General features: G+C 37.2%; 14 protein-coding genes. 7 read left to right on the top strand and 7 right to left on the bottom strand.

What is annotated here, in order from left to right; genetic code table 11:
* Positions 1 to 284: 284 nt before the first annotated feature.
* Both ACH63V_RS10940 and ACH63V_RS10935 read left to right on the top strand, forming a co-directional pair.
* Entirely contained in the window at positions 285 to 1,643 is a 1,359-nt protein-coding gene (locus ACH63V_RS10940) for an aromatic acid/H+ symport family MFS transporter (RefSeq protein ID WP_206216259.1), read from the top strand.
* A 44-nt stretch (positions 1,644 to 1,687) separates the two neighbouring features.
* Positions 1,688 to 2,950 (top strand): OprD family outer membrane porin, encoded by a 1,263-nt coding sequence (locus ACH63V_RS10935; RefSeq protein ID WP_396463515.1) that lies wholly within the window; start codon positions 1,688 to 1,690, stop codon positions 2,948 to 2,950.
* Positions 2,951 to 3,055: 105 nt separating this feature from the next.
* Here ACH63V_RS10935 and ACH63V_RS10930 read toward each other — a convergent pair whose 3' ends face one another.
* Together ACH63V_RS10930 and hrpA are read right to left on the bottom strand one after the other, a co-directional pair.
* Positions 3,056 to 4,162 carry a beta-ketoacyl-ACP synthase III gene (locus tag ACH63V_RS10930; RefSeq protein ID WP_204084642.1) on the bottom strand — a complete coding sequence of 369 codons (1,107 nt, stop codon included), beginning with the start codon at positions 4,160 to 4,162 and terminating at the stop codon, positions 3,056 to 3,058.
* A gap of 95 nt (positions 4,163 to 4,257) precedes the next feature.
* Complete coding sequence (gene hrpA, locus ACH63V_RS10925) at positions 4,258 to 8,115, bottom strand: ATP-dependent RNA helicase HrpA (protein WP_396463514.1); 3,858 nt, start codon at positions 8,113 to 8,115, stop codon at positions 4,258 to 4,260.
* 352 nt (positions 8,116 to 8,467) lie between these two features.
* Here hrpA and ahpC point away from each other — a divergent pair, with 352 nt between their 5' ends.
* Positions 8,468 to 9,031 (top strand): alkyl hydroperoxide reductase subunit C, encoded by a 564-nt coding sequence (ahpC, locus tag ACH63V_RS10920; protein ID WP_003652649.1) that lies wholly within the window; start codon positions 8,468 to 8,470, stop codon positions 9,029 to 9,031.
* Between the two features lie 192 nt (positions 9,032 to 9,223).
* Complete coding sequence (locus tag ACH63V_RS10915) at positions 9,224 to 9,439, top strand: KTSC domain-containing protein (RefSeq protein WP_396463513.1); 216 nt, start codon at positions 9,224 to 9,226, stop codon at positions 9,437 to 9,439.
* Between the two features lie 62 nt (positions 9,440 to 9,501).
* Here ACH63V_RS10915 and ACH63V_RS10910 read toward each other — a convergent pair whose 3' ends face one another.
* Both ACH63V_RS10910 and ACH63V_RS10905 read right to left on the bottom strand, forming a co-directional pair.
* Positions 9,502 to 10,089: an O-methyltransferase gene (locus tag ACH63V_RS10910; RefSeq protein WP_396463512.1), complete on the bottom strand. Its 588-nt coding sequence runs from the start codon at positions 10,087 to 10,089 to the stop codon at positions 9,502 to 9,504.
* A 45-nt stretch (positions 10,090 to 10,134) separates the two neighbouring features.
* On the bottom strand, positions 10,135 to 10,353 hold the full coding sequence (locus tag ACH63V_RS10905; RefSeq protein WP_032006575.1) for a DUF1653 domain-containing protein: 219 nt from the start codon (positions 10,351 to 10,353) through the stop codon (positions 10,135 to 10,137).
* A 255-nt stretch (positions 10,354 to 10,608) separates the two neighbouring features.
* On the opposite strand from ACH63V_RS10905, the gene ahpF reads away from it, so the two are divergent.
* On the top strand, positions 10,609 to 12,174 hold the full coding sequence (gene ahpF, locus ACH63V_RS10900) for an alkyl hydroperoxide reductase subunit F (RefSeq protein ID WP_396463511.1): 1,566 nt from the start codon (positions 10,609 to 10,611) through the stop codon (positions 12,172 to 12,174).
* Between the two features lie 173 nt (positions 12,175 to 12,347).
* Positions 12,348 to 12,692, top strand: coding sequence for a hypothetical protein (locus tag ACH63V_RS10895; RefSeq protein ID WP_191108487.1), 345 nt, complete (start codon positions 12,348 to 12,350; stop codon positions 12,690 to 12,692).
* Positions 12,693 to 12,755: 63 nt separating this feature from the next.
* On the opposite strand, the gene ACH63V_RS10890 is transcribed toward ACH63V_RS10895, so the two are convergent.
* Positions 12,756 to 13,367: a glutathione binding-like protein gene (locus tag ACH63V_RS10890; RefSeq protein WP_000781338.1), complete on the bottom strand. Its 612-nt coding sequence runs from the start codon at positions 13,365 to 13,367 to the stop codon at positions 12,756 to 12,758.
* Positions 13,368 to 13,575: 208 nt separating this feature from the next.
* Positions 13,576 to 16,014 carry an ExeM/NucH family extracellular endonuclease gene (locus tag ACH63V_RS10885; protein ID WP_396463510.1) on the bottom strand — a complete coding sequence of 813 codons (2,439 nt, stop codon included), beginning with the start codon at positions 16,012 to 16,014 and terminating at the stop codon, positions 13,576 to 13,578.
* A 145-nt stretch (positions 16,015 to 16,159) separates the two neighbouring features.
* Here ACH63V_RS10885 and trmB point away from each other — a divergent pair, with 145 nt between their 5' ends.
* The gene (trmB, locus tag ACH63V_RS10880) at positions 16,160 to 16,876 is read left to right on the top strand and encodes a tRNA (guanosine(46)-N7)-methyltransferase TrmB (RefSeq protein ID WP_019457446.1); all 717 of its coding nucleotides are present in this window, start codon (positions 16,160 to 16,162) and stop codon (positions 16,874 to 16,876) included.
* A 129-nt stretch (positions 16,877 to 17,005) separates the two neighbouring features.
* Here trmB and ACH63V_RS10875 read toward each other — a convergent pair whose 3' ends face one another.
* The gene (locus tag ACH63V_RS10875; RefSeq protein WP_396463509.1) at positions 17,006 to 25,480 is read right to left on the bottom strand and encodes a putative Ig domain-containing protein; all 8,475 of its coding nucleotides are present in this window, start codon (positions 25,478 to 25,480) and stop codon (positions 17,006 to 17,008) included.
* Positions 25,481 to 25,671: the final 191 nt, after the last annotated feature.

Genomic DNA, 25,671 nt, shown 5'->3' with positions numbered 1-25,671 from the left:
ATTTAGCAATATTTTTAGCTGTGATTATTATCAACAAAATCTATAAAAAAGCATCTATAAAATCCTTAAAATTCTCACCATACAATATTTAACCCTATTTTAAAGACCCAATAAAGTCAGCTAAATCAAAAAAAATAAATACATATTTTTCAGATATTTAAATCAATAAAAGCACAATACCTTAAAGACATAAAGATATATCAATTAGGTTTTTGACTCTAATCCAATAACAAAATAGTTTATTAAAAAATAACGCGATGCTTCACAAATTGGAGGTGAAGAAAATGGATACGAGCAAGGTTAATATTAATGAGTTAATTGATAAAGCCAGTTTTACATCTTTTCATTGGAAAGTTTTAATCTGGTGCTTACTTATTATTATTTTTGATGGATATGATTTAGTTATTTATGGGGTTGCTCTTCCTCTGTTAATGCAGCAATGGTCATTAACTGCGGTAGAAGCTGGTTTACTCGCCAGTGCTGCTCTATTCGGGATGATGTTCGGTGCCATGATTTTCGGCACACTTTCAGACAAACTGGGACGTAAAAAAACCATCCTGATTTGTGTCACCTTATTTAGTGGATTTACCTTTATAGGTGCCTTTGCCAAAGGACCAACTGAGTTTGCTATTTTGCGCTTTATTGCAGGTCTTGGGATTGGTGGCGTTATGCCAAACGTTGTGGCGCTTATGACCGAATATGCACCCAAAAAAATCCGCAGTACCTTGGTCGCAATCATGTTTAGTGGCTATGCAATTGGCGGCATGACATCTGCTCTACTCGGTGCATGGCTCGTGAAAGACATGGGCTGGCAAATCATGTTTTTAATTGCGGGTATTCCTCTTTTACTACTCCCACTCATTTGGAAATTTTTGCCAGAGTCTCTCGCCTTTTTAGTGAAATCTAACCATAGCGAACAGGCGAAAGGTATTGTGAGTAAAATTGCGCCTCAAACTCAAGTAAACGCCAATACTCAACTGGTATTAAACGAGAGCACCACAACAGATGCACCTGTCCGTGCGCTTTTCCAGCAGGGTCGTACCTTCAGCACATTTATGTTCTGGATTGCTTTCTTTATGTGCCTACTCATGGTGTATGCCTTAGGAAGTTGGTTACCTAAACTCATGCTCCAAGCGGGCTACTCATTAGGTGCAAGCATGTTGTTCCTGTTTGCACTCAATATTGGCGGCATGGTCGGTGCAATTGGTGGTGGTGCTTTAGCAGATAGATTCCATTTAAAACCTGTTATTACGATCATGTTTATTGTGGGATCGGCAGCTTTAATTCTGCTTGGGATTAATAGTCCACAATTTATTTTATATAGCCTAATTGCGATTGCTGGTGCTGCCACCATTGGTTCGCAAATCTTACTCTACACTTTCGTTGCACAGTTCTATCCGACAGCACTTCGTTCAACTGGCATGGGCTGGGCATCCGGCATTGGCCGTATTGGCGCGATTATCGGACCAGTTTTAACAGGAGCCCTACTCACACTTGAGCTTCCTCACCAAATGAATTTCTTAGCGATTGCAATTCCAGGTGTGATTGCTGCACTTGCAATATTTATGGTCAATCTCAAAGCCTCTGTTGCTGCACAAACACCATCAACTTTTAACCCTCAAAACACGCTTACCCAGCAGTAAAAATACATGCGCCGAGGACTGGCGCATCTTTTTGGAAATGGATTATGGAATTATTACACCGCTTTAAACCATGTAATTTAGCAATAGCCACATTACTCGGCTTATTGAGTAACTCAAATATATGGGCAGCAGACACCACTCAACAAAGTGAAGATGAATGGAAGTTCACGCTAAAAAATGCCTATATCAACCGTAATTTTGATAATGATGCAGTCAAAGATACGGGCAGTTGGTCTCAGGCAGCATCATTATTTTATAAATCGAAAATGCATGACACCCCTCTCCAAATTGCAGATAAGCCCATTACGATTGGGGCCGATGCTTCTGTACAATACGCCGTGCGCTTGAGTTCAGACAAACATGTTGCGGACACAGTTTTGCCTTTTAATAAAGAAACTCAATCACAAGCATCTGACTTTTTAAAATACGGCGCAACTTTAAAACTAGGTTATGACAAAACCCTTTTAAGTATTGGTGAACTCTGGTTAGACCTGCCTGTAACGGCTGTGGATGCGAGCCGACAATTACTTGCCTCTTATTGGGGAACCAATCTTAAGTCTCAACTTTCAGATCAGCTCTATGCAGAAATTGGTCGGGTTGAAAAAGTCTCTCCACGAAATGAAGAAGACTTTAAAAAGTTTTCGTTCACGGCAAATGGAATCACTAAAGAATCTGATGGTTTAAATTACCTAGATCTGCGCTATCAATTCACCCCCTCACTCAAGGGCGAATATTACTTTGGTAATTTAGAAAACCTCTACAACAAACACTATGTAGGGCTTGAGCATAATTGGAAACAACCTAATTTCGCTCTTACTTCTAAGTTTAAGTACTTCAATGCAAAAGATGATGGCAATACTTTTGATATTGATGCGCAAAACATCGGGGTGCTAGAAACGCTCAAAGTAAAAAACCATACCTTTGGTTTGGGTTATCAACAGATTATCGGTGAGTCGGCTTACCCTCTACCAGATGGCTTTTTACCAGAGACCTATTTCATTAACTGGAATGCAACGGGTTTCTTTAAAGAAGACGAAAAGTCTTACCACATTATGTATGGCTACGACTTTAAAGATTATGTTCCGGGCTTAAATGCAATGGTTAAATATGTCTATGGCCATGATTTTAAAGCGGCCAATGGCGAAAAAAATCATGAAACTGAGTCGAATGTAATTTTAAACTATGCGTTTCAACAGCCATTCTTAAAGGGTGTTGCCCTGCAATACATTCGTATTGATTACAACGTTAAACATGGTAATGACTTTGGTGAAGATCGCCTGTTTGTAAACTACACCAAAAAGTTTTAATAACTTTTGATTCAATTTAAGCGGGCCAATGTTGATTCGCTTTTTTATATTAATTTCGCTCATAAAAAAACGCTCTTACGAGCGTTTTTTAATTAACTTTGCAACTTAAGCAACGTGCTTTTGTACAACAATCGAACCGACTGAATAACCAGCACCGAAAGATGAAATCACGCCATACTCGCCATTATCTACTTCATGGCCTGTACGGTGTAAAGCAATAATCACACCTGCTGAAGAGGTATTGGCAAACTCATCTAGAATAATGGGTGCACGGCTTAAGTCTGCATCTTTACCGGCCACATATTTCAAGATTAATTCATTCATGTTGGCATTGGCTTGGTGTAACCAGAAACGCTTAATATCGTTTGCAGTTAACTGCATTTTTTCCAACTGCGCATTAATGATTTTTGCCACCAACGGACAAACATCTTTAAATACTTTGCGGCCATCTTGACGGAATAACTTGTCATCAACCACTGCATCTTCGCTACGGTTTAAGAAACCGAAGTTATTGCGAATGTTGTTTGAAAATTGGGTAAATAAATGAATATCTAAAATTTCAAAACCAGTTTTAGTAGTGGTTTCTTCAATAATAGAAGCCGTTGCAACATCACCAAAAATGAAGTGACAATCACGGTTACGGTAGTCTAGATGACCAGAGGTAATCTCGACATTTACCAATAAAACACGGCGAGCACCTGAACGAATTGCATCTGCCGCTTGTTTCAAACCAAAAGTTGCAGCTGAACATGCAACGTTCATGTCGTAGGCATAACCTTGAATTCCAAGTGCTGACTGGATTTCAATTGCAACTGCCGGATAAGCACGCTGCATGTTTGAACATGCCAAAATCACAACATCGATATCTTCAGCAGTTACGCCTGCATTTTCCATTGCCTGCTTTGCAGCAATCACACCCCACTCTGCTTGAAGTGAAAGTTCATCATTTGAACGTTCAGACAAACGAGGACGCAAACGATTTGGATCGAGAATACCTGATTTCTCAATCACGTAACGGCGCTTAATACCAGACGCTTTTTCAATAAATTCAGCACTAGAACCACGTAATTCTTCGAGTTCACCTGCTGCAATTTTCTCTGCATTCTCTTGGTTATATTGTTCCACATAAGCATTTAAACTGTCGGCCAGTTCTTCATTAGAAATGATTTCTGTTGGGTGAAATAACCCAGTACCTGTGATACGAATGCCCATGTAAAACTCCTAAAAAAATGAATAGGGTCTGTTAATCTTTCATTTATAAATTGCGTTGTAGGCTAAACAACAACATAAACAGACCCCGATCTATCTTAACTGATTCCCAAACGATCCCATAACTTTTGCAGTCGAGTTGGTGAAATAGGCATCTTGGTTTTCATCGGTTGAGAAAATAAAGAAATGCGGAATTCTTCCAACATCAAATACAATTCTTTGATTTTTGGATCGTTTTTGAATTTAAATACCTTGTCCATCCATGGATCGACATCATCAATAGCGGCATGATCTCGCTGTAGATTATTTGGCAATCGATCTAAACGCAATAGCAGCGCTTTTAAATATCGCGGATATTCCTGCCAAAGATCGACGGGTTGGCAGTAAACAAAATTGCCAAGTGACATTAAATCTAACTGATCTTCAATATCATCAATACTGCGTCCAAATACGTCTGGATCAAGTACTAAAAGCTGACGACGAATTTGTTGCCACTGAATATAAATATCACTTAATTGCTCAAGTGCTTGCTGACCATAACTCAAAAATTGCTTTTTGACCTGATCTAGCAGCTTATTAAATTCATCTGTGTTAATTGGCAAAGTCGTAATTGCCATTTGCAAGGTTGCATAGACCAACATCTGCTCAAGCTTAGCTTTATCGCCCAAAGGTGAATAAGCTAACGCGAGCGGTTTTGAAATCTGCTTTTTCAACTGACGAACCAAGTCGCCCAGTTGCATATGTACCAGACGAATAATACCTTCGCGGTGCTGTTTAATCGCCTCAGCTTGATCGTTAAACGTTTGAATAACAATGCCTGACTCATCTTTAGCTTCGAGGTCAGCAAAAGCCTTGGTCGGAACTAAAGCCTGATATTGTTTAACTACAACGCCCGTGACTTTATGAGAAGCCTCGAAAGTAAAGTTTTCAGGAAAGTCCTTAAACTCACCTTTTTGCTGTTTAACTGGACGATGTGTTTCTACCCGGCAACGTGCTTTTAACTCAGGTAAATCACGACCTTTCGCAATCAGCTTACCTTTTTCATCAATCACTTTAATGAAAGGCACCAAATATGGATCAATACGTTCAAACGAGAAATCTTTTTCAGTAATTTGCTCGCCACGTAAGGCAAAAGCTAAATAACTAAAAATATGTTCACGTAAATGTACTGCATCAACCCCTTGCATGAGCTTACGAGCTGTATCAGGAATTGGCACCACGTTACGACGCTTGTCTTTAGGTAAAGCTTTGAGTAAAGCCTCAATTAAATCTTGTCGCCAACCCGGAATTCCCCATGACCAGATATTTTCATCGACTTGGGGCAGCGCCTGTACAGGAATTTGAACAGTAGCACCATCTTCGTCATGGCTCGGGTCAAAATGATATGTAGTTGCTAAACGCAGCTGCCCATTGTGTAAATGATCTGGGAATTGCTGCGTAGTTGGCCGATCATTGAGCCAAAGTGCATCATCTTCTACAAATAAATAACGTGGATTTTTTGCTTCAACCGTTACACGCCAGTCTTCAAAACTACTTCGACTTGCAATTTCTTCAGGAATTTTAGAGGCATAGAACTGATAAATCGTTTCTTCATCCACCACCAAATCACGGCGACGCAATTTATCTTCAACTCGTTCAACTTCTTCAAGTTTAAGTAAATTGTGTTTTAAAAATGGCGGAACTGTACCTAAGTTACCTGTGGTTAATGCATCACGTAAGAAAATTTCATGAGCAGCAGGCTGGTCAACTTTCTCAAAATTAATTAAGCGCTTTGGTTCAATAATTAAACCAAACAGCGAAATTTGAGCATACGCATTTACAATCCCAGCTTTCTTAGACCAATGCGGCTCAAAATAGTGATATTTCAACAAGTCGCGTGCAGCAAGCAAAATCCATTCAGGATCAATTTTGGCTAAAGTACGTAAATAAACCTGAGAGGTTTCCACCATCTCAAAAGCCATCACCCAAGCAGTATTGGTTTTGTGCAAAGTACTGGCAGGAAAGACTTTCGCCTTTTGTTGACGCACTGCCATAAAGATATTACGTTCATCAGTTTTATTGGCAATAAAAGACAATAAACCTGTCAGCAACGCACGGTGCAGGTTTTCATAGTTCGCAGGTTTTTCATTAAAACTCAGTTTTAAACCTTCAGCTAACTCGACCAATTGTTTATGCGTCTGTTTCCATTCGCGTAAGCGTAACCAGCTTAAGAAGTGCTGCTTGGCAAACTGGCGACGTTTGTTTTCAGACATGCCTGCTTCACCTTTAGGATTTAAAGTCTCCCAAAGTTTTAAATAAAACAGAAAATCTGAATCTGCCTCTTTGAATAGTGCATGCTTTTGATCAGCTTGCATTTGTTTATCTGCTGGACGTTCACGCGCGTCTTGAACTGCAAGTGCACTGACCACCACCAAAATTTCTTTGAGTACACCAAAATGAGCACCACCCACAATCATACGTGCGAGTCTTGGATCAATCGGCATACGTGCCATCATTTGGCCAACTTTGGTCAGTTCATTTTTCTTCTCGTTCAGCGCGCCTAACTCAATGAGTAGCTTACGACCATCATTGACTAGACGGAAATCTGGCGGCTCAATGAAATCAAAGTTTTCCAGCTCACCTAAACCTAAGCTCTGCATTTGCAGAATAACCGATGCCAAGTTGGTTCGCTTAATTTCAGGTTCGGTAAACTCAGGACGACTTAAAAAGTCTTCTTCGCTATATAAACGAATACAAACACCTGGAGCAACACGACCACAACGTCCTTTACGTTGATTTGCTGCAGCTTGTGAAATTGCCTCAATTGGTAAGCGTTGCACGCGTGAACGGTAGTTATAACGCGATATACGTGCAAAGCCGCTATCAATCACATAGCGAATATTAGGAACAGTCAGTGCAGTTTCTGCAACGTTCGTCGCAATAATAATACGGCGGCCCTTTCCACTTGGGCTAAAAATCTTTTGTTGCTCAGAAACGGCTAAGCGTGCATACAAAGGTAAAATTTCGGTATGTCTCGGCCCGTACTTTTGTAAGGTTTCCTGCAATTCTCGAATTTCTTGCTCTGTGCTTGAGAAAATCAGAATATCTGCATGTTCTGGATGGCCTTTTTCTTCGGCATCAGCAAAGCATTCTTCTACAGCTTGTACGACTGCACGCGGCAGGTTTTCTTCAAAGTCGTCGAACTCGTCGTCATCACTACCACCAATATTCATTTCTGAAATTGGACGATAACGCACTTCGACCGGATAACTACGCCCTTCTACTTCAAAAATTGGTGCATTATTAAAGTAGTTACTAAAACGATTTACATCTAAAGTTGCCGAAGTCACGATGACTTTTAAATCTGGGCGTTTTGGCAATAACTGCTTTAAATAGCCCATAATAAAATCGATATTGAGTGAGCGCTCATGCGCCTCATCAATAATAATGGTGTCATATTTAGACAAGAAGCGGTCATTGCCTAACTCGGCAAGCAAAATACCGTCGGTCATTAAACGGACAATCGAATCTTGCGAACCTTGTTCATTAAAACGGATTTTAAAACCAATTGACTCGCCAAGTTTTTCGCCGACTTCTTCTGCAATACGCTGCGACACACTACGTGCAGCTAAACGGCGTGGCTGGGTGTGACCAATCATACCAGTCAAGCCACGCCCTGCTAACATTGCAATTTGAGGGAGCTGAGTAGTTTTCCCTGAACCTGTTTCACCAGCCACAATAATGACCTGATGCTTTTGAATCGCTTCAATTAAACGGTCAGCATATTGGGTTACAGGAAGGTCCTGATTTAATGTGATTTTTGGTAAGCGTTCAAAACGTTGTCTAACTTTTGCATTAGACTGTTCAAATAATTTTTCAATCTCTGCAGTATTGGCTTTTTTATCTTTACGTAAACGATTTAAACGGTAACGATCTCTCGCCATCACCCATTGATCTATATTTAAACCATTCAGCACAGATAAATTTTCCTGAAAATTCAACAATCCTCTATTTTACGCCTTAATGACCATAAGGTAAAACAATTGGTTTTTTATATATTTTTAATTTTTTAAAATTTTACCCTTGAATTTTGACTCGCTAGACTTCATGTTGTTATGCAAGTTTCTTTTACGATAACTGTCATTTGATTTACATGTTTTTGCAGTCAAATCGAATACAGTGTTTGGGGACTTAAAAATCGTAAATTTATCACTTATTCAATTTTCCGATTTTAGTCATGTAAAAATACTATTTCCCCAATAAAGAATTTTTATTTATTCTACATCTCGTAAACAAGTTTAAATATAAACCTCAATCATGGAGACAATGATGAGCTTGATTAATACTGAAGTTAAACCTTTCCAAGCAACTGCTTACCACAACGGCCAATTTGTTGAAGTTAACGAAACTAACCTTAAAGGTAAATGGTCTGTTGTATTCTTCTATCCAGCTGACTTCACTTTCGTTTGTCCAACTGAACTTGGTGACTTAGCTGACAACTACGCTGAATTCCAAAAACTTGGTGTTGAAATTTACGCTGTATCTACTGATACACACTTCACTCACAAAGCTTGGCACGACACTTCTGAAGAAATCAAAAAAATCCAATACCCATTAGTTGGTGACCCAACTTGGACTCTTTCTAAAAACTTCGACGTTCTTATTGAATCTGAAGGTTTAGCTGACCGTGGTACTTTCGTTATCGATCCAGAAGGTAAAATCCAAATCGTTGAACTTAACGCTGGTGGTATCGGCCGTGACGCATCTGAACTTCTTCGTAAAGTAAAAGCTGCTCAATACGTACACGCTCACCCAGGTGAAGTTTGCCCAGCTAAATGGAAAGAAGGCGAAGCAACTCTTGCTCCATCTATCGACCTAGTTGGTAAAATCTAATCTCTCTTAGATTTTAAAAACTCAAAGAACCACCCTTTATCGGGTGGTTCTTTTGTTTTGAATAAGCACATCACATTTTCTACTGATACTTTTACAATTATGCCCTTCCCCGCGACCTCAACATTGAGTAATGTCAAATAAACAACTGGTTAATTTTTGAGTAAGTTTGATATGAAATAAAGGGGTACATTTATGGTAAATACAGCGGTCGTCACTTCATGGAAATACAATGCGACATCGCGTCATTTAAAAATATTTTATAGCGATGGTTCGGGAGATCTATATCATCCCGTTCCGGAATTTGTTTATGACAATTTATTACGTTCAACGGATAAAGCCGCTTTTGTACATAAATATTTAGAATTCGATTTGCACTTTACACGACTCTCTTTGGTGATTGCCTCATAACAAATATAAAAAAGGCCTGTTCAAAACAGGCCCGACTGGAATATAAAACGATTTCAGTAAAATTATTTTGTGACTACTAAACATAATCCTGCCCCAACAGGCACAATACTGCTCATGAAATCTGCATCCTTTTTTATTAAAGATAAAAAAGAATTTACTTCTGCTGCATGAGAAATCACATTATCAACCACTAAAACTCCACCTTTAGGCTTAATTAAACGTTTTAAATCTGGCCAATAACTTTCATATACGTCACGTTCAGCATCTAACAAAATAAAATCATAAACTTCGTTTGCTTCTTTTAAATAATCGGCTGCATCTCCAACCCAAAATTGAACAATTTCACTGAGCTCTAATTCAGCCACATGGCGTTTCGCCTCAGCACTTCGCTTTGCATCAATTTCAAGCGTAGTCACCTGCCCACCAGTGGTCTGAGCGGCTTCAGCTAGCCATAAAGTTGAATACCCTGTCGAAGTACCAATTTCTAATATAGCCTTGGCTTGTTGCATGCGAATAAATTGCGAAATTAATTTTGCAGATTCTACTTCTATGTTGCGGTATCGTTGTAAACGATCAGATTGCTGTGAATCATGCTGTTTAAAGGTGTCATATAAATCGGCAACTCTTTGTAAGAAAAAAGTATTTGGCATATATTCACCCTTTTAAATCGTTATTTTATATGAAGGTCGTTTGAGTTAAGTGCTTTGAATTAACTTGAAACGCGGCACGATACTTCCGTCAGCCATTTGCACAGTTTCAGTAAACATATTCAGTGGTCGAACCCAAGTTGAATAGTCACCATAAAGACACTGATAAACGACTAACTCTTCTTCAGTCTCACTGTGTTTTGCCACAGAAAAAACTTGATAGAGATTACCTTTATAATGCTGATAAATGCCGCGTTGCAATGACATGAAAGTACCTTTTAATGTTATGACATAAAATCTTTACAGCCATATAACATATATAAATTTTTAAATACTTTCACTTTAAAAGATAAAAAAGAGTAATAAAGAGCATTTAGAGATAAATTATTGATCTTATTTATGAATAGATTTAATAATTCAAAAAACCGATCAAATCTATAAAAACATACTGTTTCACCTATTTATTGTTTTAACGTACTATGCATCTATTGAAAGAATTTGGATGCATTGGAGTAAAAACAGATGTTAGATCAAAACATTAAAACTCAATTAAAAGCTTACTTAGAACGTTTAGAAAGTTCAATCGAATTAGTTGCTGCTTTAGATGAATCAGATAAAGCTGCTCAAATTAAAGAATTAGTGACAGAAATCGCCGAACTTTCTGACAAAGTGACTGCCCGTTTTGATGGCAACAATACACGTCGTCCAAGCTTTGGTGTGGCTAAAGCAGGTGAACAACCTCGTGTGTTCTTTGCAGGCTTACCAATGGGTCATGAGTTTACATCTTTGATCTTGGCACTGTTACAAGTGTCTGGTTATGCACCTAAAGTGTCAAATGAAGTGCTTAACCAGATTAAAGGTTTAAACCTCAAAGCTAACTTTGATGTGTTTGTATCGTTAAGCTGTCATAACTGTCCGGATGTGGTACAGGCGCTTAACCTGATCGCGATTTATAACCCGAACACAACAGCAACCATGATTGATGGTTCATTCTTCCAAGACGAAGTGGAACAACGCAAAATCATGGCTGTTCCAATGGTGTTTCAAGACAATGAGCACATCGGTCAAGGTCGTATGACCCTTGAAGAGATTGTGGCAAAACTTGATACCAACTCAGCTGAAAAAGATGCGGCAGCACTCAATGCTAAAAATGCTTTTGATGTATTGGTGATTGGTGGCGGTCCTGCGGGTGCAACGGCGGCAATCTATGCAGCACGTAAAGGCATTAACACGGGTATCGTAGCTGAACGCTTCGGTGGTCAGGTCATGGACACCATGGACATTGAAAACTTCACCTCTGTGCAAAAGACTCAAGGTCCTAAGTTTGCAGCCGAGATGGAAGCCCATGTTCGTGAATATGATGTCGATATCATGAACCTGCAACGTGTCAGCAAAATCACAGGTGCAAACCAAACTGAAAATGGTCTGGTTGCGGTAGAACTTGAAAACGGTGCAAAACTTGAATCGAAAACTGTGATCCTTTCAACAGGTGCACGTTGGAGAGAAATGAATGTACCGGGTGAGCAAGAATACCGTACCCGTGGTGTCGCGTACTGCCCACACTGTGATGGCCCATTATTCAAAGGCAAACGTGTTGCCGTGATTGGTGGCGGTAACTCAGGTGTTGAAGCTGCAATTGACCTTGCAGGGATTGTTGAACATGTAACTTTAGTTGAGTTCGACACTAAACTTCGTGCTGACCAAGTGTTGCAAAACAAATTGCATAGCTTGCCAAACACAACTGTGATTATGAATGCCTTAAGTACAGAAGTATTGGGTGATGGCTCACAAGTGACTGGTCTTAAATATAAAGACCGTGCCACTGATGAAGAGCATGTGGTAGAGCTTGCAGCGATCTTTGTACAGATTGGTTTACTTCCAAACACTGACTTCTTAAAAAACAGTGAAGTTGAGTTAACCAACCGCGGTGAGATCATTGTGAATGACCGCAACGAAACCAATGTTCAAGGTGTATTTGCTGCAGGTGACTGTACCACTGTGCCTTATAAGCAAATCATTATTGCTACAGGTGAAGGCGCTAAGGCATCGCTCTCTGCGTTTGATTACATCATTCGTTCTGGGCAATAAAAACTGGTTAACCCCCTCTATTGAGCGAAAGCCTAGCATTGCAAAATGCTAGGCTTTTTTAATATTGAAGTTACAACTTTTTAACAATTTTTGATCTTTATTAATCAGTTACTTTATGTTTATATTTTAGACATCCATAATTTTGGATGCCATGAATTAGAAGGAAAAACACAATGAATAAATTACTTGTTGCTTTAGGTCTTGCTGCGACTGTTGCCCTTGTTGGTTGTAATAAAGATAAAGCTCCAGAAACTGGCGCGACTACAGGTGAACATTTAGAAAATGCTGCTAAACAAGCAACCGCTGATATTAAATCTGCGGGTGACAAAGCTGCGAGCGATATTGCAACTGCTACAGACAATGCTACAGCTAAAATTGATGCTGCTGCTGACCACGCTGCTGATAAAACTGCAAATGCTGCTGCACAAACTGAAGCGACTGCGCGTAAAGCAACTGCTGACACAGCTCAAGCTGTTGAACATGCAGCTGCTGATGTAAAAGAAAAAGCTCAGCACTAAGTTATATTCAACATAAAAAAAGCCCCTATTAATTAGGGGCTTTTTTAATAGGTTTAAAATCGCTTATGAAATTAAACCTTCATCACGCATCGCAATTTGTACAGATTGACGCTCAGCAACTTTATTACGCAATGCGATAATATGTTTATACGGCGTTAAATCATGCTCAATTGAATTTGACCAATTTGTTAAAACAAATAAATATGCATCAGCTGGACCAAAATTATCATTTACTAAATAGTCATAATCCGACTCAGCCAGATAATTATCGATATATTTTAAGAGACGGTCGATTTCAGCATAAGCTTTGGTCTTTTCATCGTTTGTTAACGGCGCCCCAAAAAATACCGCATAGGCATCATGTAGTTCAGAGTTCAAATAACCCAACCATTCCAACACTTTCGCACGGCCTAAGCCCGAAGGAGGAATCAAATCTTGTTTAGGATCATGCTGAGCAAGGAACGGTAAAATCGCCACGTTTTCAGTCAAAATCAAACCTGGGTTAATTTCTAAAGCTGGTACATAGCCCTTCGGGTTAATTTCGTAATAATCTGCACCTTTTTCTGTTTTATGTGTTTTTAAATTTACTCGTTCTAAATCAAAATCAACATTAATTTCATTTAAAATAATATGTGCAGCTAAAGAACATGCGCCTGGCGAATAATATAATTTCATATCTGATCCTTCTTATCTTACATTAACGTTTTAAATTGCTTCTAAAAAACCTGCAAGGTTTGTACAATTCCTTAATTGTAAAAAAGCGTAAATTTATAAATTACTTACACTATCTAATATTCTTGAAAAAGTTGGACCTTGCAAGTTGTCTTGCGTGACGATTGTTTAAAATATGATAAAACACATTCCCATCACGCATTTTTTACCGTTAATTACGTTTAAAAAGTTGGCTAAACCATTCCATTAATTGGTTTAAGAAATCCAGAATAGGATTTTTGTTGCCATTATCAGGATGACTTGAATCTTTACCATTTAAATCTAGATCGACAATGACAGGGTCGTGGTCCGAAGAACGATAGGCATCTTCGCCATAAAACAGCGCCTTTTGCTCATCGGTTTTATATTCTTCGTTATAGTCTAGAACTGTTGGCTCATCAGCATTGATATGCCAAGCAAACGTACGAACTACTTTTGGATATAAATCTGCATCGGCAATTGCATGATCTAAGTTACCCGCGCCGCCATTACCATTTGCATCACTTGCCACACCAAACACATAGCTATATGCCTGAGCGCCTTGCCCAACCTTAGCGTCATTGAGTAAGACTTTATAATTGGCTTTTTCAAAGGCTAAAATAGGTTCTTCTTTTGCATAGCTATTCATATCCCCAACAAGTAAAGCATTTTGCTTAGGAACTTGTGTCGGGTTTTTCGCGAGCCACTGCACAATTTGATCAACTGCTTTTACACGAGTCGGGTTCCAACAACCTTGACCATCTTTTTGGTCCGCATCCGTAGAGTTAACATCAACTCCAGTACAGCCTTTTGACTTCAAATGGTTTGGAATAACGGTAAACGTTTTATTGCCACGAACAGCTTGGAAAGTCTGTGCTAACGTCGTTCGATTTTTATCGCCCAAATCAAGCACAACAGGTTTGTTTAAAGGCTTCACACGCTTACTGTTATAAATAATCGCAACAGCAATAACATCACCACCTAAACGGTCTAAATTTTCAGGAACAACATATTTCCAGTCTGGACCTAATGCACTTGTTAAATGAGCAATTGCGCTGTTTGGACCATAACCATTGTTTGCAATTTCCATCAAACCGTATACGTCAGCATCAATCGCTTTTAATGCACTCACAATTTTACGGTGCTGTTTATCAAACTCTGTTTGTGTATTTGCGCCACGTTCTGTTGGGAAACCTGTTGCGCCATTGTCATAGTTCAAAACGTTAAATGAAGCTACACGAATATGATTGGCATTTTTTGTGATGACACCCTGACGTGGATTTGTTTGAGTAACAACTTCTGGTTGCGTACGTCCAAGCACTGGCTGTACGCGCCAGCCATTAAAACGATACTCTAAAATCCCTTCAACGTTTTTAAGCTGATAACCTGAACGTAATGTATTGGCAGCACTAAAATTTATTGGTAACCACGGAGTACGATTTTGGTTGTTATATCCATCATCAAAAATAATTTTCGATAATAAATTTTTCTGAGCTAAAGCTTTCGCTTCTGGCGACAAGGCAGGATATAAATTGGTTGGAATATATAAGCGGCCTAAGCTCAGCGATAGTTCACCATAACGGCCATAGTTATAGTTTTCACTTACCGTCAAAGCTTGAGGTAATTTGACCAACATCCCTTGATAACGCTGCGGAGAATTTGTTGAACCGCCTGCTAAGCTAGTAAATGGTAACTCCAAGCTAATTGGCTGAACTTGATTTGCCATATTGCTATTACAGCTTTGAATATCCTGCTGTAATTGGTCTATTTGTAGCTGGTTTTGATAACTTGTTAAACGGCCTCGTAAAATAACTTCATCACCAACTTGGCCACCTTTTACCGTGCTGCTATTTGGAATATAAACAAAAATGGCATTACTTACATTTGCACGTGCTTTGGTGTCAGGTGTTTGAACATAAAAGCCTGAAAAACCATTCGCATAGCGATAGTCAGCAGTAATTACACCACGTACTGTATAGGTTTGATTTTGTGTTGAAGATGCTAAATCGGCAATTGGTGTATCTGAGCTTGAACAACTGACCGTTTGCACTGGCGGCTGAGTCGTAGAACCCGATAGATTTGAAAAATCATTTCGGTTTGCCCATGCTGTCCATGAGTGGTCCAAATCAAATGCTGCCGTTGGGTCGATACTTAAAGCTGGGTTTTCAGCTTCAATACGCTTAAAACTATTTCCTAAACTTGAAACGGCTGTTCCCCAACCTGCCTCTGGTCGTTCACCAATACGACCAAAACGATCGACAGGTGTACCTTTATAAACCAGTACCACTGCATCATCACCATTAAAAGACAAGGCAGCCACTTGATTTACTTTACTACCAAGTTCAGTTTGCAGCTCTGAGCGGCCCACTAAAAACTTCTGCTTACTCGCAAGTGTACCCTGTAAACGGAAAGTCACCGTTTTTGCAGTCCCACCATTATTAAATTGTTGAATTTCATAATCTGCTAAGTTAACAGTAGTTCCATCTGGGTTATAAATCTCTAACCCTTTTTTATTACTGCTGCCATCAACATACTGGCTAAACATAAGCTGTGCTTGAGCAACTGAGCTATATGAAAATGCACCAAATGTACTTAAAAAAACCGAAAGTGTTCTTAACTGAAAAGTTTTCATGAGTAAAATTGTTCATGTGAGTTTTAATTAACTTCTTAGATTAAATATTGATCATGACATCTACATGAAGAAAAACACCGAAATATTTGACTTGACCACCTGAAGACTTAAAATACCGCATTTGAATTTCAATATTGCCAAGGTTATGTCGATCGATCAGTTAGAAACGCAAATTGCAGACTTAGACAATTTGCCTGAACACCGTGAAATTGTGACGTTTATGCGTCGTTCAGCACCACTTAATACGTCTCAACGCACGGCATTAGAACAACATCGCGATTTAATTTTGGAATACCCCGTTGGTGACTTACGTCAGCACTTCGAACATCCAGAACGTCCTTTAACTGTTGAAATCGGTTTTGGTATGGGTCGTTCATTAGTGCTTATGGCAAAAGCCAACCCTGAACGCAACTATGTAGGTATTGAAGTACACGTACCTGGTATTGCTCAATGTTTATATGAAGCAGGTATAGCGGAACTTAAAAACTTACGTGTACTCGATGCAGATGCGATTCAAGTTTTACGTGAAATGCCAGACAACAGTATTAACTGTGTACAACTTTACTTTCCAGACCCTTGGCAAAAGAAACGTCATTTCAAACGCCGTTTTGTTATTCATGAGCGTATGCAACTGGTTGAACAAAAACTTGAGCTTGGTGGTACTTTCCATGCAGCAACAGATTGGGAACCATATGCAGAATGGATGCTTGATGTACTCGACAATCGTCCAGATCTTGAAAATTTGGCTGGTAAAGGCAACAGTTACCCTCGACCAGAATGGCGCCCTGTGACTAAGTTTGAGCGCCGTGGTATTGAGTCAGGTCATAAGATTAATGACTTTATCTTTAAAAAGATTAAGTAAAATTTAACTACTAAAGACAAAAAAATAAAGGCATTAAATATTAGTATTTAATGCCTTTTTTAATCTTTTAAATAAATTAATAACTTAAGATAAAGACCAAAAATAATTTTGGTCTCATCACCCTAATTTTTAAATAATAACTTGCTGGTTATTGATTAGATCATTTAAATTAACGTTTGTATTATTCAATGTTAACAACAATGAACTACTATACGTCGTTCCTGCACCATCCCTATCAATATATAACTGTGTATTTGAACCACTCACAACAGTTTTTATAAATGGTTCCAAACTAGTAAAGCTATAAGTACCAGAATAACCAATTAACAGATCACCAATATCAATTTTATCTGCATTTGTATTTGATGAGGTATTACCAATAGTGAAATCAGACCAGACATCTGTACCATTTCCACCCAGAGCATCAGATTGAACTAATAATTGATATAGTGCGGTATCAGCCCCAGTTCCACCGGTAAGTTGATCATTTCCACCTTGTCCATCCAGAATGTCATTACCAGCTCCACCATTTAAAGCATTTATTCCACTATTACCTGTAAGAGTATTATTTAATGTATTACCTGTTGCATTAATGGCTGTTGAACCACTTAAAGTTAAATTTTCTAAATTACTGCCTAATATATAAGTAATAGAGCTCAGAACCGTATCTATACCTTCACTAGCATTTTCTGTAACAGTATCGCCAGAGTTATCAATTACATAAGTATCATTACCTAAACCACCAAGTAACTTATCAGCTCCTGCTCCTCCATCCAGATAATCATCACCTGCACCACCAGTTAAAGTATTAATTGCACTATTACCAACAAGTACATTATTGAGCGCATTACCTGTACCATTAATTGCTGTTGATCCAGTCAATGTTAGATTTTCAAGATTATTACCGAGAGTATAAGTAATTGAACTAAGAACAGTATCTATCCCTTCACCGGTATTTTCCGTGACAATGTCACCTGTATTGTCAATAACGTAAGAGTCATTACCTGTTCCACCTAATAATTTATCTGCACCAACTCCTCCATCCAGATAATCATCACCTGCGCCACCAGTTAAAGTATTAATTGCACTATTACCAACAATCACATTATTGAGTGCATTACCTGTACCATTAATTGCTGTAGTGCCTGTTAAGGTTAAATTTTCCACATTATTTACTAATGTGTAAGTAACACTACTTTGGACAGTATCAGTTCCTTCATTCACACTTTCACTAATAACATCAGCAGTACTATCCACAATATAAGTGTCATCACCTTTTCCACCGTACATTGTGTCGTTACCAGTACCACCATTTAAAGTATCATTACCTGCCTGCCCATAAAGAATATCATTACCAGCTTGACCTGTTAGGGTGTCATTCCCTGAAGCCCCATATAACGTATCAGCATTGCTTGTTCCATTTATTGTTTGATTTTGAACAACAAATGTTAGCTTAAACACATCAGAAACTGATTGGTTAGCAATATCTTTGACTGTAATTTTAATATTTAACGGCATTGTGTTATCAGGTGAAGTGCCACTCAACACTCTCGTAGTTGGGTTGAAACTAAGCCAAGATGGTAATGGAGAGCCATCTTCTAAGGTAGCCGAATACGTTAATGTATCACCATCAGGGTCTTTGAATGTTGTTGCAGGAACTGTATAGCTAAATGCTTTAGCATCCGTCACGCTTTGATCTGCAATTGCATTTAACAATGTTGGAGCTTGGTTCGGTAGACTAACTTTTAAATTAAATGAGGTGGCGGTACTATAACCATACATATCTGTTCCCCAATAAAAGAACGATAAGTTGCCAGTCACATTAGTAGGAGGAGTACCAGATAAAGTTTGTGTTGCAGTATCAAAACTTAACCATGATGGAATAGATTGGTATTGTCCACTACTATCTTTAGTCGTTAAAGTAATTTTATAACTCAAAGAATCCCAGCTATCCTGATCAACAATAATATTATTAGCAAATTTATAGCTAAATTCAGTTCCCTGATTACTTGTAATTAATGGTATAGCTGCATTAACAGTTGGTGCATGGTTTGTTAAGGCTCTATTAACTAATGTGTTAATATCATCAACACCCCAAATCACTCCAGAATCAAAATTAATCTGATCCATCTTATAGGTGGTATTTTCGGTATCTGCAATATAATAATTAGAAAGCCAAATATGATCATTTGTACCTTTAAAACTAAGATATACGCTATCGCCATATTTTTGAGCAGATACATCATTATCTGAATAACCTTGAATTTTTAATATATTTACAGCATCAATATTATCTTCAAAGCTGTAGGTATCCGTACCACCACCTCGGCTAAAAATATAAGTATCATTTCCGGCTAAACCATCAATATAATTATCTTGCTCATTTCCAACAATGATATTATCAAGATCATTACCAAATCCTGTTTTAGCATTACCTTTTAAAATAAGATTTTCGATGTTATTTTCTAATATTTTATAACTATCTGTTAAAACTGGGTTTCCATTTTCATCTTGACTAATAAAGCGTGCATCTTCCCAACGTTCAAGAGTATCTATACCACCATCAACATCTTCAACAACCAGGTCTCCATCTATAATGTAACTAACACCATTATCATCAGTTTCAATGGTTTCGGTTATATCAACAACATAATAGTCATTACCCATACCCCCTTGCATATAGTCACTGCCTGCACGACCGTCAATATAGTTATTACCACTATTGCCAATTAATTTATTATCAAATTCATCTCCATAGGCATTAATATTCTGGTTACCCAATAATGTAACAGCCTCAAAATTATTTAATGCAAGATCAAAATTTTTAGCAATATAAATTGTATCGTAACCACCATTTGTATCATTTTCTTCATAAGTATCTTGTTCATCCACAATAAAGATATCATCACCTAACCCTCCTATCAGATGATCTGCTCCATCCCCACCATCTAAATAATTACCTGATTTTCCAGCAACAAGAGTATCATCACCATTACCGCCATAAACATCACCACTTTCTATAGATATATAATCATTACCTTCACCCCCATATACTTCACCTTTTCCACCTAGAATAATATCATTTCCAGCACCTGCTATTATATAATTCTTCCCTTGACCTATAGTTATTTGGTCATCACCATCACCACTTTCAACTTTATTATTTCCACTACCAACATCTATAGTGTCTGCTCCACTTCCTGAATAAATGGTATCATTCCCACTTTGAGTTAAAATAATATTTTTGCCATTTCCTGCATAAATTAAATTATTTAAATTTCCAAAACCATCAATTACATTATCGCTATCATCATAAATAGATTTCACATCGCCAATAGATGAAATAAAATCTGTTAGTTTAAATTCAGTAGCTAGATAATGACTATAAGTGGCATTAGTATGATAAACATCTTCACCATCGATTCTAATATTCATATTTTTATATAAACTTAAATCACTAGCTGCGTTTATATTTTTTAACCCAAAAACAAACAAATCATCCTTCATAAGAGTAAATGTTTTAGAATGATAATCATAAGTTGCTTGAAGTAACGGTCTATTATTCAATGTGTATTTATATTCTGTATGTCCATTATTTTCAGATATTAATTCAGCAGAACTACTATTTGGTGAGCGAATAAAAACATTACCCACTAATGTAAAATAGATTTGTGAATCAACATTTATAATCCCCAAATAGTCCTCATCCTCAATCCAAGTTTTTGCACCTAAATTTAAATTGTATGAATCATAACCCAATCCACCAAATAAATTAAATTCTGATTTAGAGTATGAATAATTTACTCGAAATGAATCATTACCACTTCCACCATAAAGATAATTTAATAATTTTCCACCAGACAAATTATCATTACCATCACTACCATATATAATATTATTAAACTCAGCAGAGCCGCCTAAGTAATTATCACCAACATCTCCTAGTTTTGTTATTGTTATTGATTCATTTAATTTATCTTTTGTTAGATTCAAGTCATCAAACTGAATTTCCTTGACATTCCCTTTCAATATAAAATCAGAAATTGTAACTAATGAACTTTCATTATAATGAATATTTAAATCATCTTTTACCACTTCAATTATTACATCTTTTGAAGTTATTCCATTAAACTTTAATATACTATCATCCCCATCATAAATAGTATTTTGTTGACTAAATATATCAAATAAATAAATATCCTCCCCATTTCCTCCTTCTAAAATATTATTACCTTTTCCTCCACTTAAAATATCACTATCATCTCCACCGTATAATTTATCATCACCATCTCCACCGTAAAGCACGTCTCTACCAATATCTCCAAAAAGTTGATCATTGCCAGTGCCGCCCTCGATAATGTCATTTCCGTCGCCAGCTTCTAAATGGTCATCATCATCCCCACCTTCTAAATGATCTTCACCTACACCACCGAAAAGCTGATCATTGCCAATGCCCCCTTTAATGATATCATTACCATTTCCACCTTTAATGATGTCATTTCCATCACCACCTTCAATAATGTCATTTCCATCACCGCCTTCAATAATGTCATTTCCATCACCACCTTCTAACTGATCATCACCTTCACCACCAAAGAGTTGATCATTACCAGTGCCCCCACTAATAAAGTCATTGCCAGTATTCCCCTCTAACCTATCATCCCCTTCATCGCCAAAGAGCTGATCTGAACCACCAAGACCTTTGATAGTGTCATCGCCAATTCCACCATAAACAATATCTTCACTCTCAGAGCCTGTTGTTTGATCATTTCCTCCTAACAAGTGATATTCATTGGCCTGATATTGCCCATACGAAACAACATTATTTCTAATCTGTTGAATATCAACAATGTCACTTAAATCGGAATTTTGATAAATTAAATTATCATCTTTAATATAACTATTAGTGAAAATTAGATATAACCCTTGGATTCCATGCCAAGAGGTATTCAAAATTTTATAACTTAATCCTTCACGTTCTTTTAAATAGGTATCAAGATGAATAACATAATCATTCTGAATTGTATTATTTAAATTTGTATTTATATTATATTCATTACGATTAAAATGAAGATATTGATTATAACCACCCGTAACGTTGTTTCCATATTCATCTGTGACAATTCCCCCATCAATTGTTGGTTGAGTTTCACTATCATCAAAAAAAGTTAATTTAAACTGGGGTAAAACAGCATCAGAATCTTGACTTGTTGTTGGACTAATAAGACTAACTGCATTATTATAATGATAGATATTTATATTTGAAAGATTAAAATTTCCCTCTAAATAAAAGTGGTTTTCTCCAGAACTATCTAAAATTTTAACTTCCGAATCTCTTACTTGAATATAATATGTGTCATTTCCCTCGCCCCCAGCTAATTGATCATTCCCTTCATTACTTATAAAAGTATCATTACCTTTTCCACCATAAATGATATCATCTCCCGCTCCTCCATCTAAAATATCATTACCATCAAAACCAAATAAACTATCTTTTCCACTTCCACCATAAAGTTGATCATTACCATCGGAAGTACGATCATCAGTTACATCACCTACAAGGTGATCATCTCCATCATCTCCATATAAAATATCCGAACCACCATCACCATGGATATTATCATTACCAGCATCTCCATAAAGCGTATCATCACCGTGATATTGTCCATCTAACTGAGTATTATCTCCTTCTATATAGTCGCTACCAACTCCCCCATAAATAATGTCAGAACCTCCATTTCCCCATAAAAGATCATCTCCTAAACCACCGTAGATTTTATCATTACCATGATATTGAGAATCTAGAGCTGAATTATCCCCAGAAATTCTATCATTGCCCTTATCCCCATAGATTTCATCATCGCCACCATCTCCATTAATCTCATCATTACCATCATCCCCATGAATCTCATCATTTCCATGATATTGTCCATCTAAATCCGAATCATCTCCTGTAATTAAATCATCACCATCGCCTCCAAAAATGTAATCTGCGTTACCTTGCCCCAAAATCGTATCGTTACCATCTCCACCATATAAAGTATCTTCGCTATGGTATACACCATCTAATGAAACATAATCTCCTGAAATATGATCGTTTCCGCTTCCACCCTCAATTATATCTTTTCCACCATTCCCCCATATTTTGTCATCACCATTACCTCCAAATAATCTATCATCGCCATGATATTTCCCTTCTAATGTCAGGTGATCTCCCAAAATTTCATCATCGCCATCATCCCCGTAAATTTCATCATTACCTAAGTTTCCTAAGATCTTATCGTTTCCTGCACCGCCATAAACTAAATCATCACCGAAACGATTATAATTTTCAGATTCAATTGGTGGAGCAAACTTACCTTCTAAATCTTTTAAATCGGCTTCGATAATATCGTCGCCTTCACCACCATATAGGGTATCTCGCTCAAGCCCACCCACAAGCTCATCATTTCCATTACCGCCTATTAGTTCATCACTTCCATCCCCACTATATATGGTATCGTTATTATCACCACCATATAGATAATCACTGCCATCCATTCCATAAATAGCATCATCTCCTTCTCCACCATATAGAAAGTCTTTATCAGATGAACCCAAGATAATGTCATTTCCTAGACCGCCATAAGCAATATCACTTCCTGCGTAGCCATGACCATAATTTAAAGCTTCTATAAAGTTATAAAGATAGTATTTACCATATTGGCCTGTATAATAAATATCGAAAAAGGGAAGAATCTGCTCTGTAGATTTCCCTAAATTATTATATATATAATATGAAAATTTATTATTCTTATCCAAATCCAGTTCAAAATTAAAGTTTAAAATATTATATTCTTTATTTAACTCTGTGGTCCCACTATTTGCATTTCCTATTTGATTTAATAAGGGGTCTTTTACTGCATCCAATCTATTTGAGGTCATAATAATATCATTACCAGCCCCTCCATAAACCTGATCTCTACCAATTCCAGAAAATATAATATTATTATCTTGTTCTGATGTATTTACTCCAGCATAAATAACATCATCCCCTTGGCCTGTAGAAATTAAGTCATTACCATCACCGGCAATAATGACAGCATTTTCATTAGTAGAATGAATAAAGTCATTTCCTGCAAAACTTGCCACATAACGTTCACCAAAAATAATATTATTACCGTCTGTTCCAAAGGCATAAATCGAGGTATCAGATGGTGGAGTACTATTATTCTCTAAATCACCAAAATTGAGGCCTAACTCACCATTATTAAAGTATTTTACAGTAATACTTTTATTATCATTTTCTTTACTAATTACTATTTTTTGTGTTGTCGTTACACCATCGAAATCATCGACTAACGCTATCGTGTATTGTCCATCAGCACTTTTCCAAAGTTTATTATTAATTTTTTCACCAACAGATATAGCCACGCCATCTATTTTTATTTGACCATTACCATCTAAATCATAGATGGTATCGTATCCATATTTTCCATCAAAAATATAAGTATCATCACCTTTCTCATCAACTAAAATATCATCTCCTTCTCCGCCATCTAAAATATCATCTCCTTCTCCGCCATCTAAGTGATCATTATCCTTTCCACCGTATAAATGATCATTATCAAGTCCACCATAAAGTTGATCTCGATTACTACCACCATAAAGTTCATCATCTCCTGTCCCACCATAGAAACGATCTTTTGTACTATAAGATGAATGGTATAATCCAATGAAATTAGAATTTGTCTCTAAACCATATATTCTATCATTTCCCCCCAAGCCATAGACATAGGAGACATCTGTACCAGGCTCAACTGATAATATATCGTTTTGATCAATCTTATCTTGATCACCAACAGCCCAATAGTTATCCTCACCAAAAAAATTGTTTAAAAAATAATGCCCTACAGAACCAAAACCCCCTAAGGATAGTCTAGCCAGCCATTCTTCTGCATCATTCGAATAATCTGATACATCTTTAGTTTGCTCAATTTTTAATCGCGATTCTGGATGAATCAATAACTCAGAACGAGTAATTAAATTATCGTTTTTATCTAAATTAATTGTTCCATGGCTAGCCTCTGTAACCCAATCTACTAGTACCGAACTACTCAATAATCCAGCTGGAGCTTTGCCTTCAGTTTCTGTTATTTCCTTCCACTTTTGGTTAACAACATCAATACCAAAGTTTTCCATAATAATTTTCATGGGTGTTTCTAATGTCCAATAATTAATGTTTAAACCATTAGCATTAAAAACCTGCATATGAAATTCTCGTATTTTTGGAAAATCTATTTCTTCATTAACAAAACCTCCATTATTAATTGCCTTTTCCAGCAAAGCATTTAAATAACCCTTAAGCATCCCAACTCGAATTTTTTCAACGGTTTCAGCGCTAATCGTTGTCCCCAAGCGATGAGCTGTCTCCTGCATAAAATCCAATGCTCCTGTACCTGTTATAGTATTCCCGGTTGATACACCAAATGCCCAACCAGCATAACCAAAGCCGATATTATTTAGTACATTATAAACACCAGGAACAGCATTAATACCTTGTGCTAGTATTAGGTCTTGATACTCTTTAATTTGCTTAGTTGTTAAATTTTGGATTGTACTCATATGATTTCCCCTGTTTAATCATTAATTCGATTTAAGATTTTTAATAAGGTTTCTGATTTTTGCTAATTAAATACTAAAACTTAAAATAGATATTAAAAGAAAATTAAAATTCATCTTATAATTAAAAGCTCTATTAATTAGCATAAAATCTATTTATTAAAAAATATCCCCAACTTTAGTTGGGATTTAAA

The sequence above is a fragment of the Acinetobacter sp. ABJ-A23_2 genome (genome assembly GCF_044538765.1).
Classification (GTDB): domain Bacteria; phylum Pseudomonadota; class Gammaproteobacteria; order Pseudomonadales; family Moraxellaceae; genus Acinetobacter; species Acinetobacter nosocomialis_A.
This window is presented reverse-complemented; position numbering and strand designations above follow the sequence as displayed.

Coding starts and splice junctions, on each gene's coding strand:
- ACH63V_RS10940 (WP_206216259.1), top strand. CDS start 285: ATGGATACGAGCAAGGTTAATATTAATGAGTTAATTGATAAAGCCAGT.
- ACH63V_RS10935 (WP_396463515.1), top strand. CDS start 1,688: ATGGAATTATTACACCGCTTTAAACCATGTAATTTAGCAATAGCCACA.
- ACH63V_RS10930 (WP_204084642.1), bottom strand. CDS start 4,162: ATGGGCATTCGTATCACAGGTACTGGGTTATTTCACCCAACAGAAATC.
- ahpC (WP_003652649.1), top strand. CDS start 8,468: ATGAGCTTGATTAATACTGAAGTTAAACCTTTCCAAGCAACTGCTTAC.
- ACH63V_RS10915 (WP_396463513.1), top strand. CDS start 9,224: ATGGTAAATACAGCGGTCGTCACTTCATGGAAATACAATGCGACATCG.
- ACH63V_RS10910 (WP_396463512.1), bottom strand. CDS start 10,089: ATGCCAAATACTTTTTTCTTACAAAGAGTTGCCGATTTATATGACACC.
- ACH63V_RS10905 (WP_032006575.1), bottom strand. CDS start 10,353: ATGTCATTGCAACGCGGCATTTATCAGCATTATAAAGGTAATCTCTAT.
- ahpF (WP_396463511.1), top strand. CDS start 10,609: ATGTTAGATCAAAACATTAAAACTCAATTAAAAGCTTACTTAGAACGT.
- ACH63V_RS10895 (WP_191108487.1), top strand. CDS start 12,348: ATGAATAAATTACTTGTTGCTTTAGGTCTTGCTGCGACTGTTGCCCTT.
- ACH63V_RS10890 (WP_000781338.1), bottom strand. CDS start 13,367: ATGAAATTATATTATTCGCCAGGCGCATGTTCTTTAGCTGCACATATT.
- ACH63V_RS10885 (WP_396463510.1), bottom strand. CDS start 16,014: ATGAAAACTTTTCAGTTAAGAACACTTTCGGTTTTTTTAAGTACATTT.
- trmB (WP_019457446.1), top strand. CDS start 16,160: ATGTCGATCGATCAGTTAGAAACGCAAATTGCAGACTTAGACAATTTG.
- ACH63V_RS10875 (WP_396463509.1), bottom strand. CDS start 25,480: ATGAGTACAATCCAAAATTTAACAACTAAGCAAATTAAAGAGTATCAA.